Raw genomic sequence first — 13634 nt, 5'->3', positions numbered from 1 at the left:
GAAAGAACACAGGGATAGTTCTTGCGGTCGTAACCAAGAGAACCGTCCCTGTGGCCAGTTGTTAAGACTTCACGCCTTTCTCCTAACGGGTCTGACTACGAAGCACAAGAACCGTCCCTATGCTTCTATATGGTATTTCCTTCGATCAACTTGTAATCTACCATATTTTGTATGGGAACAGTTTGCCCTTGGATTTGTTTTAGTAGTAATTCGACTGCTTGGGATCCGATTGCCTCCTCATCTTGTTTGATGTGAGTGAAAATCATATCATTATATAACCAGGCGGGATGGTCGAAGCAGGCAATGGCGTAGTCATCCGGAATCGATTTCCCAAGTGATTTTAGTACTTGTGCAAGTACACAGGCAATTTCATACTCACAGGCAATAAATGCAGTGACATGCGAATTTTCCTGAATGAAATTCCGCAGCTTAATTTGATCCTCGACAAACTCTGCTGATCGATCAAACGTCGGCAATGTACTAAACATATCTGTTAGGATATAGTTTGGGCTAACGGCAATTTCCTTTTGCAAATAAGCAGTTTTAAATCCTTGAATTCTCTCTTCGATGGAAGATGTGTATTCCTCTGGTGGTGAAACAAAAGCTATATGCTCATGTCCCCGCGAGAACAAAAATTCTGTGAGATTTTGAGCTGCCGTATGATTATCCGTATAAACGGCGCAAGCTGGGATTCCTTTTAAATATCTGTCGATTAAGACAAGAGGAAAACCCTCCAGAACCAATCGCAGCAAGCTTGTTGTATAATGCTGCCCGTGAACTGGAAAAATAATGATCCCTTTCACCTGCTGCTGAACCATTGTGTTAATGGCTTCTTCCTCCGCTTCCTGGCTTCCATATGTCAGCTTCACTAATAAGTTAAACTTCAATTCCGAGCAGCGTTTCTCAATCATACTCATTATTTGCCTGCCAAAGCAATCCTTAAAAAATTCAGGAATGATTAGTCCTATTAACTCATTCATTTCTTGATTCTCAAGGTCTCTCTGTTCTGAATTAGTCCTTGGATGCATGGTTCCGAAATCTGGAAGTGTTTGAGATACATAGGAACCTTTGCCGCGGATACGTTCGATCGCTCCGATTTGCACTAATTTCTCAAGCGCTTTTTTAGAAGTTATTCTACTGACCTGATATTGGTCGGCCAATTCTTTCTCAGTGGGAACTTGATCCCTTGGTTTTAATTGACCCTTCTCAATCTGATTTAATAAGTTTAAATAAATTTTTTCATATAACGGAGTTTCCATCTGTTCTCACTCCTGATAATTGATATATCAAATATACCATATAGTACAAATTGTTACAATCTGGGCTTATCATATATTTTACAAATGTCTCTCTTCTCTATATGAAAATAAAAGAGTTTTATGAAAAAATAAGGCAATAGATACTTGGAAAATTAAGAAGAGGAGAGAGTTAATTTTGTTATATAGTGCTTTTGTACTTATTTTTATGAATATAAAGAAAAATCAATTAATATATTGACATATACTTAATATATCAATTATGCTTTTGATATATTAAGTTGGTAAATGAAGTTAAGGGAGGAATGAACTACTAAGCTGAATAATCATCCTATTTTTTTGATCACTTTTGTAACCGTTTTCTATTATGAAAATAAGGGTAAAAGGGGAGAGAGTTATGAACAGAAAGATGTTGAAGAAAATTACGGCTGTTTCCATTATCACCGGCAGTGTTTTATTAAGTTCAGCGTGTTCAAATCAAAGTGCATCCTCAAACAGCAGTGATAAACAAGTAGTCAAAATCACCTACCGATCTGGGGGAGGAACAAACAAAGGGCTAACAGATTGGCTCAATAAAGAGATCATTCCTCAGTTTGAAAAGGATCACCCTAAGGTAGATGTTCAACTTGCTCCGCTTAATGTTTCAGAAGGTGATTATTTTGCCAAAATTGCTCTAATGCTGAAATCTCCCAATACGGCACCTGACATCGTCACAGAGGATACCTTTATGGTGAATTCAGATGCAAGTGCAGGCTATTTAGAGCCACTTGATAATAAGATCAAGGACTGGAGCGACTGGAGCAACTATAATGACAGTGTAAAAAAAGGTGTAATGGCTCAGGATGGGAAAATTTATGGAGTGCCTTACAACACCGATTCCCGGGGACTTTGGTATAACAAGGATCTATTCCAAAAAGCCGGTCTTCCGGTTCCATGGGAGCCTAAAACGTGGGATGATATCCTGCAAGCGGCTAGAACGATAAAAGACAAGCTGCCTGGTGTGACACCATTATGGATGAACTCAGGCAAAGCAACTGGAGAAGCAACCTCGATGCAAACCTTTGAAATGCTGCTATATGGCACAGAAACCCCTCTATATGATAACGATTCGAAAAAGTGGATTGTAAAAAGCCAAGGCCTGACAGACACTTTTAACTTTATCCATACTGTATATAAAGAGAAGCTTGGACCAAATCTTTCCCAGGTATTAAATGGACAGGGTGGTTCCATGGCTTACCAGCAGTTAATGCCAAAAGGAAAGCTTGCCATTGGACTCGATGGATTCTGGCAGACAGGAAACTGGGGGGAGACGGGTGCTGCACCTTGGCCTGAAGCCTTTAAAACGTTAGGATTCGCCCCAATGCCAACACAACATGGACAAGCTCCTGGAACGACATCCATGTCCGGTGGATGGGCACTTGCTATTCCAAAAAATTCACATCATAAAGATGTAGCTTGGGAATTTATTGAATTTGCGTCAAGCAAAGAAAATAATCTTTCGTTGCTATCGAAAGAACGTAATTTGACTCCGCGTAATGATGTGGCCGAAGAGCAAGCGTATCAAGATATCCCGATGTTTAAAGAAGCAACTGACTTTTTGAAATTTACTCATTTCCGTCCAGCCGTTGATAAATACCCAACAGTATCCACACAAATTCAATCACTCGTCGAGGACGTTGTAACAGAAAAAATCACTCCTAATCAGGCAGCAAAACAATATGAGGTGAATGTAACAAAAATTGTCGGCTCTGATAAGGTAATCGAAAAATAATCGAAAAGTGAATGATGGGCTGCCTTTTTGAACCCCAAAAGGGCAGCCAGATTCTAACATAATAGGACGGGGTGTGAAATGAATACAAATACGGTTGTATCACAAACAGTCACAACCAAGCAGAAAACGAAAAAGGATCATACGCTGCTGAAATCGGTTCTCTTTTTGCTGCCTGCTTGGATCCTATTGCTTGTCTTTTTTGTCGGCCCCATTTTACTCACTTTTTACTTTGCGTTTACGAATCTATCTTTAACAGGTACAGAAGCAAAAAGTGTTCAGTTTATAGGCTTTCAAAACTTTATCACGATGTTTCAAGATCCGAATTTCCGCATTAGTGTCGTTAAAACAATCGTGTTCTTGCTTTTTTCTGCCGTTATTGGCCAGCAGGTTTTAGGGTTTATCCTGGCTGTCCTAATGAAAGAGAAAAACAAAACATTTCGCCGGATTATCGGCATTATTGTTATTGCCGGCTGGGTAACCCCGGAAATTGTCGTTGCTTTTTGCTGGGTGGCTTTTTTAAGTGATAATGGAACGTTAAATATGCTCCTGCAGCATATGGGTCTAAAACCTGTCACATGGCTGTATACCTTTCCAATGGTGAGTGTGGTGGTGGCGAATATCTGGCACGGTACGGCTTTTTCGATGCTGGTTTTCCAGGCAGCCTTGGATGATGTCCCGAAAAGTGTGGAAGAAGCTGCCGTGGTAGATGGAGCTTCCCGTTTTCAAGTATTGTTCCGAATCGTCTTGCCGATGGTAAAGGGATCCGTTGTTACCAATATGATTCTAGTAACCTTGCAAACGTTAGGTGTGTTTACGTTAATATTTGCGATGACAGGCGGCGGGCCTGGCACATCCACACAGACTCTTCCTATCTTTATGTATAACCAGGCGTTTGTAAATTACCAACTTGGCTATGGAACGGCCATATCCTTAATTCTGCTCCTCATTGGAATTTGTGCAAGCTTGTTTTATATCCGGTCCATGAAGGTCAATGTTTAAGGGGGGAGTTAGAAGTGAACCGTTACAAAACTGAAAAAGTTGTTCCTTATATCATTTTAACGATAATTGGTATTTTGTTTCTCCTGCCGCTTTTATGGGTGCTGTTTGCCTCTTTCGATCCTAATGCGCAGCAAGCCTTGAAAATGCCCAGTTCCTTTACGGCCGAGAATTTCACGTCCATCGTAACGGATCCTGCCAATCTTCGTTCCTTTGGGATCGGGTTATTTTTATCGTTTGGTCAATCTGTGCTGGTTGTCGTTGTGGCCATCATGGCAGCCTATCCACTATCACGATATGCGTTGAAATTTAAAAAGTCCTTTATGTATACGATTTTGTTCATGACAGCTTTGCCGATTACTGCGGTGATGGTGCCTGTCTATCAGCTCTTTCTTTATCTCCATATTCAGGATTCACTTATCGGGACGATTTTGTTTTTAACGGCGTCCGGGCTGCCTTATGCGATTTGGATGATGAAAAATTTTATGGATTCTGTGCCATTGGAATTAGAAGAATCTGCGTGGATCGATGGCGCATCTGTTTGGGCAGGTTTAAGGAAAGTGGTTGCCCCATTGATGATTCCTGGGATTTGCACCGTTGCGATCTTTACCTTCTCTGGAAGTTGGGGAAACTTTTTCGTTCCGTACATTTTAATCCAGACGCCGGATAAATTTCCTGCTTCTGTCACGATTTTTCAGTTTTTTGGTAATTTTGGAATGATTGAATACGGAAAGTTGGCCGCTTTCTCAATGATTTACACAATGCCTTCTGTCATTTTATATATGTTTTCGCAGCGATTTATGTCCCAAGGCTTCAGCCTAGGTGGAGCTTCCAAAGGTTAATCACTATTTAAAGGAGTGTTTGATATGTTTTGGACTACTGAAAAGCTAGAGAGAAGGATACAAGAACTAGATTCCTATCGTTATAGAAATATTCTGCCGGTGGCTTCTTTTCAAGCCCAAGAAGATGAGGAAGGAAAGATTGCCCAGAAGCCTCCTGAGGATGGGCCGTGGGAGACGAAGAATGTAGGTGAACGCTGGGAAGGACGAGATCAATACATTTGGCTAAAAACGCTCATACCAATCCCTGAACACTGGGGGCAGCAAAAAGTTGTTGGAGTGTTTGATTTTGGAAAAACAGGCGGTGGAAATAACTCAGGGTTTGAGTCTCTCCTCTACATAAACGGAGAGCCATACCAAGGAGTCGACATGAACCATCAGGAGGTATTTTTGGATGAAAGCTATTCAGGTACCACCATTGAAATGTGTTTCCGGCTTTGGTCAGGACTCGAAGGCGGAGGTAAGCCGACCCTGCAGGAACATCAGTTGAAAACGGCTTTTATTGCCTGCATGGATGAAAAGGTGGATGATTTATATTACACCGCAAGAGCGGCCCTGGCAACAGTAGAGTATCTGCAGGAAAATCAGCCGGAAAGACAATCTTTATTAAAGGCATTAGACCGGGCCTTCCTGTTAGTCGATTGGTCTTCCCCTGGTTCAGAAGGATTCTATGATTCCCTTTACCAGGCGCAAGCTAGTTTAAATGAGGAAATAGAGCAAATTCCGAAAAACTATCCCGTAACGGTCACCGCAATTGGGCATACCCACATCGATGTCGCCTGGTTATGGAGACTAAAGCATACAAGAGAAAAGGCAGCCCGCTCGTTTTCGACAGTTCTCCGTTTAATGGAGAAATATCCGGACTACGTTTTTTTACAAACGCAGCCGCAATTATATGATTATATTAAAAAAGATTATCCGGAGATTTATAAGCAGATTGAAAAAAGGGTTCAGGAAGGACGCTGGGAAACTGAAGGCGGAATGTGGCTGGAGGCGGACTGCAATTTAACGTCAGGCGAATCACTCGTTCGTCAATTACTGCTGGGTACAAAATTTTTCCGAGAAAACTTCGGAAAAGAATGTGAATATTTATGGCTGCCGGATGTTTTCGGGTACAGCTGGGCCCTTCCACAAATCTTAGTGAAATCTGGTATTAGGACTTTTATGACAACAAAAATTAGCTGGAGTCAGTATAATCGAATGCCGCATGATACGTTTAAATGGAGAGGGATCGATGGAACGGAAATTTTAACTCACTTTGTCACGACTCCTGAAGATGACCGCTGGTTCTATACATACAACGGACAGATTACCCCCCGTTCTGTAAAAGGAGTTTGGGAAGCGTATCGTGATAAAGCTGTGAACCAGGAGCTGCTCATTTCCTATGGGTATGGAGATGGAGGAGGCGGCGTTAATCGTGAAATGCTGGAAATGAGAAGGAAATTGGATAAGATGCCTGGCCTGCCGGCTGTTAAGACAGGAAGAGCAGATGAGTATTTTAGGCGCCTTCATGAGACCGTAGAAAATACAGATCAATATGTTCATACCTGGGATGGAGAGCTTTATCTGGAGTATCACCGTGGAACCTATACCTCTCAGGCGTATAATAAACGGATGAACCGCAAAATGGAGCTGCTTCTTCGGGAAACAGAATGGCTTAATACCTTGAGCAGTATCCTTTCGGGTTCATGGTCAGCCTATCCAGTCAAAGATTTAGAGGAAAGCTGGAAAATTGTCCTGCGGAATCAATTTCATGATATCATTCCAGGCTCTTCTATTCGTGAGGTTTACGAAGATAGTAAACTGGAATATGCACAAGCATATGATCTTGCAGTGAAGGCTTGGAAGGAAGCTTCTCAGTCATTAGGAGGAATGACCGGACAACAATCGTTCGTCATTTATAATTCCTCTTCGTGGCAACGAAATGATACCGTTAAAATTAACACGAACACGACCGGAGAATTATTGTGGAAGAATGAGGCCGGTGAGGTGCTGGATGCTCAGCAAACCTCTGATGGAGCATGGCTAGTTAAAGTAGCTGAGGTACCATCTCTCGGAAAAAGCTCTATCTTTTACGAAAAGGGAACAAATTCAACTAGTTCGTCGTTTATTGTATCTGAAACTAGTATTTCATCCGACTATTATGATATTTCCTGGAATGAAGATGGCCAGCTGACAAGAATCTATGACAAGAAAAATCAAAGAAATGTTTTAGCCCCTAATGCGCGGGGGAATGTGTTCCAGGTTTTTGAGGATAAACCAATGCGGTTTGATGCCTGGGATATCGATCTTTATTATCAAGAAAAGATGAAAGAGATTTCGACTCTACAAGAAGCAAGTGTTATTGAAAATGGTCCGGTTCGTTGTGTTGTTGAATTTACATGGGGATACGCAAACTCAGTGATCAATCAGAAAATGGTTTTATATGCTGCAAGTCCGCGAATTGATTTTGAAACAAAGATTGATTGGCATGAGCAAAACCAATTGTTGAAGGTAGCCTTTCCTGTTGAAATTCGGGCAACTGAGGCAACTTATGATATTCAATATGGTAATGTAAAACGTCCAACGCATTGGAACACGAGCTGGGATCACGCACGATTTGAATCGGTTGGTCATCAGTGGGCAGACCTCTCTGAAAGAGATTATGGTGTCAGCTTACTCAACGATTGCAAATACGGACATGATATCAAAGATAATGTCATCCGCCTTACCCTGTTAAAGTCGGCTACCTATCCTGATGTAGAGGCTGACCAAGGTGAACATTTGTTTACGTATTCCATCCTTCCTCATACTGGAAGCTGGTATGAAGGAAATACGGTACGGCAGGCTTGGGAGCTTAATTCCCCGTTGACCTATGCAGAAGGCAAAACACAAAGTGTTTCACTGTTTAATGTTGCGGCAGAGAATGTTATCGTGGATGCCGTTAAAAAAGGGGAAAATGACGATCATCTCATTATCCGCCTGCATGAATTTGCAGGTGCAAGAGGGACAGTAGAGGTAGCAAGCGAATTCCATATTGACTCCTGGCAGGAATGCGACTTAATGGAAAGAAGTATTTCTGAGGTTAGGGAAAATCAGGGCTTTACGTTTGAAATCAAACCTTATGAAATTAAGACTTTTATTGTAAAGTTAACATAACAGCGGATGAGGGGGGGAGATTTCCCCCCCTTTTTAGAATGACTGCACGTTGAAATGATCAGAGGAGGGAAAGTAGGATGTTGGGCGCCATCGAAGCAGGAGGAACCAAATTTGTTTGTGCAGTAGGAGACAAAGAGGGAAATATTACAGACCAGATTCAAATTCCAACCACTATTCCAGAAGAAACGATAAAAGAGGTTATTCAATTCTTTAGTAAGTATGATTTGGATGCGATTGGAATTGGGTCATTTGGTCCGATCGATATAAACAAGCATAGTCCTACCTACGGTTTTATCACGTCAACACCTAAAACAGCTTGGAAGGATTACCCGTTTGTACAAACAATCCAAGAGGCATATGGGGTACCAGTCGGGTTTAATACGGATGTCAATGCTGCTGCGTTAGGGGAAGCCAAACTTGGAGCTGCCCAAGGGTTGGACAGCTGCTTGTATATCACGATTGGAACGGGGATTGGTGCAGGAGCAATGGTTCAAGGAAGGCTGCTCCAAGGATTGTCGCATCCGGAAATGGGACATATTTTAGTCCGGCGGCATTCAGAAGATCCATATGAAGGAAGATGCCCTTATCATCATGATTGTTTAGAGGGCCTCGCAGCGGGTCCTGCAATCGAAGAAAGATGGGGCGATAAGGGAATAAACCTTGTCCATCGTGAGGAAGTCTGGGATTTTGAGGGGTATTATATTGCCCAAGCGTTGATGCAGTACATTTTAATTCTTTCACCCCAAAAAATCATCCTTGGCGGGGGCGTCATGCACCAGCAACAAGTATTTACAGCCATAAAAAAACATCTGAAAGAATTGATGAACGATTATGTCACTCTGCCGGATCTTTCCGATTATATTGTAAGTCCTGAATTAGGAGATAAAGCAGGAATTACAGGATCCCTTCTACTGGCTTGGGATAGCTTGGAAGCATAGGGACGGTTCTTGTGCTTCCTTACTAGCCATTTTATCCAATCAATCAATGTATTCAACGGCATTATTTAAAATTTACTTGCAAACTTCATTAGAAGATCATAATGGCCGGACAAATAAAGGTGGAAAAAGTACGGAACGCAGAAGTAGATACAAAAAGGCTTCGAGATTTTGGAAGTAGGTTAGGCATAGACTGGGAGAACAAGAGGGTCAGCAATATTTTGAAGATAAACATCCGTCGATTCGAATGAAGTGGAGGGAGGAAAATGTTTTACAGGGTTCCGGTGGAATAAATACCTACTCTCGACATTCTTTTTATTTAATAGGGGTAACAAATTCAGAAATAACGTGGATAAGATTGTTTTTAAACAAATGTTTGATTAGTTGCGAAATATTGGGAATCGACGAGAAGGTTGTAGGTTGAGTCGATAACAATAGAATTTTCCGGGAAATTGAAGTTTTATTGGTAAAATAGTTTAACGTTACTCGACAATTTTTTTCCTACTTTTATAGAGTAAATTAGAGGGCTGAACCCTTTCGGAATTTTTAAATAAACGTTTGATTAGTAAAACATATAGGGAATAGAGTCGAAACGCTGTCGATTGGTCATTCTCTTGCTTCTCAAATACTAGGGCGGTTCTCATGTTTTCGAAGCATGAGAACCGTCCCCGTGATTCTAAGTTCTTTTTAGCATATATCTCTGTCCTGCTAGTGTATCAAAGGAAATCCTGTTAGTAGACATCTTTTTTACAGGTATTTTCTGCTCATCTATCGTCACTTCTATGGATGGTTCTATCTCTAATTGACAAGGTCCTCCTAAATGGGAGTAGATTTCAGCGCTCTCAAATGCATTTTTTTCCCACTTAAGGTTTAGTTCAAAGCCTCCCCGTGCTCGTAACCCTTTTACAAATCCAGTGGACCAGGCAGAAGGAAGGGCCGGCAGCAGGTGGATGGCACCAGAATGCGACTGAACCAGCATTTCGGCTAGTCCTGCAGTAAACCCAAAATTCCCGTCAATCTGAAAGGGAGGATGCGCATCAAACAGATTGGCATAAACGCCGCCCTTTTGACTCTGGCAATTCTCCTCATTCACGAGCTGAAGAAGATTAGAAATTAATCTATGAGCTCGGTCCCCGTCTTTAAACCGTGCCCACAAACAAATTTTCCAGGCAAGACTCCATCCTGTCCCATGATCGCCTCTTCTTTCCAGCGATCTTCGGGCAGCATCGAAGAGTTCCCTTCCTTCAGAATCGGTAAGCTGGCGCCCAGGAAAAACGCCAAAAAGATGGGATACATGCCGATGGTGAGGATCCTCGTCCTCAAAATCATGTATCCATTCTTGAAGCTGTCCATAACGGCCAATTTGCATCGGGTATAATTGTTCACGTGCAGCGGTTAATTGATGGCGGAAAGGATCATCTATTTCCAATACCTCTGCAGCATCGATGCAATTCGTAAACAACTCCCAAATCAAACTCATGTCCATCGTCGTTGCCATGCTAACTGCAGCCAGTTGCCCATCTGTCGTCATAAACTTATGCTCGGGCGAGGTAGATGGGGCAGTCACCAAATTTCCTTTCCCGTCATCGATTAGCCAATCCAAACAGAAAAGCGCTGCTTCTTTCATAATGGGATAGGCCGTTTCGCGAAGATAAGCTTGATTTTTCGCGAAGGTAAAATGTTCCCACAGATGCTGAGATAACCATACTCCGCCTAAGGGCCAGAAAGCCCAAACGGGGTCACCATGTCCGTAATCGCCAACCGGGCCAGATTGGCGCCAAATATCAGCATTATGATGCGCCGTCCATCCGCTGCAACCATAATTAATGGAAGCCGTTTTCTTGCCGTTTTGAGCTAGTTCCTCAATAAAGTTTAAAAGGGGTTCATGGCATTCTGAAAGATTACAGGTTTCAACCGGCCAATAATTCATTTGAGCGTTAATGTTTAAGGTATAGTTGCTGCTCCATGGCGGCCTGACCTCACGATTCCAAATTCCTTGAAGGTTAGCCGGCTGTGAACCGGGCCTGGAGCTGGCAATCATTAAATATCGCCCATACTGAAACAGTAATTCCACCAGCTTTGGATCCTTTGCCCCATAATCTAAGATCCATTGATCGGTGGGCAGGTTTTCCGGCGCAATGCTAGGTCCCAAGTCCAGCTCCACACGATTAAAAAATGACTGATAGTCTTCCATATGGGAATGTTTTAGTTCTTCAAAAGATTTCGCCATGGCCCTCTCTAGAAATGCTTTTGCAGCTAAAGAAGGATCCTTCCCATCCAATCCTGGCGATTTATCATAGCCGTTAAAGCTTGTCGCTGCACTAAAGTGCAGGGTAACGGTTGTAGCTTCCGTAACGTGAAGGCCATCCTGATCAACATGCATACAGCCATCTTCCGCGTTTACCCCTATACGTCCTTCGAATTTTATGGCCTCCGTCTTATCTGGATCCCCATATTGGATCGGATCGTCCGAATGATAATAAGACGGATCAACATGCTCGGGACAAATTCCACTAAGAACAAACTGGTCTTGATCGGGAGCCGTCGTAAACTTTAATGAACTCCCCAGGTTGACGGAAAAATGTAAGAAGCCTGGTTTACTGGCCGTAAGTCGAATGGCCATCGCTTGATCCGGAAAGGAGGCAAACATTTCACGTGTATAGTGGACATTCCCAACCTTATAATCCACATGAACCGTCCCTGATTGTAAATTCAGGCTTCGTTCATATGAATGAAAAGTATCTCCATGATAGAATTGAAGGTGCAAATCGCCAAGCGGCAAATAGGATTGTGTGTATGGCCCCATCATCCCCCGGCATACTCGATCAGCTTCTACATATTTCTCATCAACTATCAATTTACGAACCTCAGCAAGCATTTCCTTTGCCTTTGGATTATTTGTATCCTTCGGGGTTCCTGACCATAACGTATCCTCATTTAATTGCAAATGTTCCTTCTCTACTCCGCCAAAAACCATGGCACCCAGACGTCCATTCCCAATCGGAAGCGCCTCATTCCAAGATCTAGCCGGCCGATCATATCGTAACTTCATCGTTAATTCTCTCCTTTAATGATCTTATAAGGGTAAACGCTTAACTTATTATCACTAGAAAGATTGCAAAGGTGCTGGGGAAGCACGAGAACCGTCCCCATGCACACCAATAGTTTACATGTTTGGAAGATGACTATAAATAGTAATATTAGCAACTTAAAAAAATTATTAGAATTTTAAAAATGTTATTGAAACTGAGGTGGGCTTGGAATATAATGGACACAAGGTAAGCGCTTTCCCGTAATAAAATGGGATTGAAGGGAATTTCAGCAATTTTCTATTTACTTATGAATAAAGCGCTTACTCTACATAAACTTAAAGAGGTGGATGGAATGAAAGGGAAGATCAAATTAGGTTTGGCTTTATTGGTATCCTGCTTGCTTCTAGTAGTTTCAGCTTGTTCTAATTCAAGTTCAGGACAGGCATCATCGAGTTCTAAGAAAATCCAGTTTTTTGTATCAGGCGATACGGTTGAAGGCGGCGCTTTAACAGAAATGGCCAAAGAATATAAAAAAGAAACTGGGGTCAATGTTCAAGTGGTGGATGTACCGTACAGTGACTTTGTAACAAGGATTACAAACATGGTGAAATCCGGTAATCCGCCAGCATTAGCAAGGGTAACAGGATTTAGTCCAATTTGGAAAAATAAATTGGCTGACTTGTCCTCCACGTTGGATAGCAAAGGGGTAGACAAGAATTTGGCTATCACCATCGATGATAAGGCTGTAGCCCTCCCAATCGATTTAACTGCAGTCGGCTTATATATTAATAAAGATTTATTTGATAAAGCCGGTGTAAAAGTTCCGACAAGTGACAAAGATATTTGGACTTGGGATGAATTTATCAGTGATTTAAAGATCGTCCTTGATAAAACAGATGCGAAATACGGCTTAGTTATGGATCCATCTTCACACCGTTTAAGTTCATTCTTATACCAATTTGGAAGTAAAGGATTTGTGAATGAGAACGGAAAGTATACCACAAATGCTGAAACCAAAAAAGGTTTGGAAGCCTTCGTTAAATTAAATGACAACAAAATCATGCCAACCTCTGTTTGGTTATCCGGCCAGGATGCATCCGCTATGTTCAAAAGCGGCCAGGTTGCAGCCTATTACTCTGGTAACTGGCAGTTAAAAGATTTTGACAAAAATATTAAAGACTTTAAATGGCAATCTGTTTATATGCCATACGAAAAGGTTCGTTCTACTAACCTAGGTGGTAACTATGTGATTCAATTCAAAGGATCTGGCGTAGAAAAGGAAACCAAGAAATTTATTGATTGGTTATATACAAAAGAAAATTATGCAAAAATGGCAGGTTTAGGCGGCTATCTTCCAGTAGTAGAGGGAGCAAATGTCGATTACAATGCAAGCCCAACTGCTACAAGTGCGTATGATGTGTACCGCAATGAAATCAGCTCTTCTGATCCAGTTGCTGCAGTAGCAAGATCGGTTAATGATAAATTACAGCTAACTTCTGATAAGCAAGCGGTAGATGCTCTAAAACAAGAAGTCATTAAAGTTCTAAATAAAGAAGAGTCTATTGATCAAGCGATTGCCAATGTAGAAAAAACATTTACGGAACAATACGCAAAATAATAAATCTTGAGAGGGAATATTGGTGTTTCAGTATTCCCTCCCTATTAAG

The 13634-nt window shown here is 41.8% G+C and carries 8 protein-coding genes; 6 read left to right on the top strand and 2 right to left on the bottom strand.

Annotated elements, in window-relative coordinates:
- Positions 1–125: 125 nt before the first annotated feature.
- Positions 126–1259: a GntR family transcriptional regulator gene (locus L1999_RS27500; RefSeq protein ID WP_235741434.1), complete on the bottom strand. Its 1134-nt coding sequence runs from the start codon at positions 1257–1259 to the stop codon at positions 126–128.
- A gap of 394 nt (positions 1260–1653) precedes the next feature.
- Here L1999_RS27500 and L1999_RS27495 point away from each other — a divergent pair, with 394 nt between their 5' ends.
- The 5 genes from L1999_RS27495 to L1999_RS27475 all read left to right on the top strand — a co-directional run bounded on the left by L1999_RS27495 (position 1654) and on the right by L1999_RS27475 (position 8938).
- Positions 1654–3027, top strand: coding sequence for an ABC transporter substrate-binding protein (locus L1999_RS27495; protein ID WP_235741433.1), 1374 nt, complete (start codon positions 1654–1656; stop codon positions 3025–3027).
- Between the two features lie 78 nt (positions 3028–3105).
- Positions 3106–4026 (top strand): carbohydrate ABC transporter permease, encoded by a 921-nt coding sequence (locus L1999_RS27490; RefSeq protein WP_235741432.1) that lies wholly within the window; start codon positions 3106–3108, stop codon positions 4024–4026.
- 14 nt (positions 4027–4040) lie between these two features.
- Positions 4041–4865: a carbohydrate ABC transporter permease gene (locus tag L1999_RS27485; protein WP_235741431.1), complete on the top strand. Its 825-nt coding sequence runs from the start codon at positions 4041–4043 to the stop codon at positions 4863–4865.
- Between the two features lie 24 nt (positions 4866–4889).
- Positions 4890–8000 (top strand): alpha-mannosidase, encoded by a 3111-nt coding sequence (locus L1999_RS27480; protein ID WP_235741430.1) that lies wholly within the window; start codon positions 4890–4892, stop codon positions 7998–8000.
- Positions 8001–8077: 77 nt separating this feature from the next.
- The gene (locus tag L1999_RS27475) at positions 8078–8938 is read left to right on the top strand and encodes an ROK family protein (RefSeq protein ID WP_235741429.1); all 861 of its coding nucleotides are present in this window, start codon (positions 8078–8080) and stop codon (positions 8936–8938) included.
- 673 nt (positions 8939–9611) lie between these two features.
- Here L1999_RS27475 and L1999_RS27470 read toward each other — a convergent pair.
- Entirely contained in the window at positions 9612–11987 is a 2376-nt protein-coding gene (locus tag L1999_RS27470; protein WP_235741428.1) for a glycoside hydrolase family 95 protein, read from the bottom strand.
- A gap of 332 nt (positions 11988–12319) precedes the next feature.
- Between L1999_RS27470 and L1999_RS27465 the strand changes: the two genes are divergently transcribed.
- Positions 12320–13585, top strand: a complete 1266-nt coding sequence (locus L1999_RS27465) for an ABC transporter substrate-binding protein (RefSeq protein ID WP_235741427.1) — start codon at positions 12320–12322, stop codon at positions 13583–13585.
- The last annotated feature ends 49 nt before the right edge of the window (positions 13586–13634 follow it).

Source organism: Neobacillus drentensis, assembly GCF_021560175.1.
Taxonomy (GTDB): Bacteria; Bacillota; Bacilli; order Bacillales; family Cytobacillaceae; genus Neobacillus; species Neobacillus drentensis_A.
The sequence above is the reverse complement of the archived record's forward strand: the minus strand, read 5'-3'. Positions and strand labels throughout refer to the sequence as shown.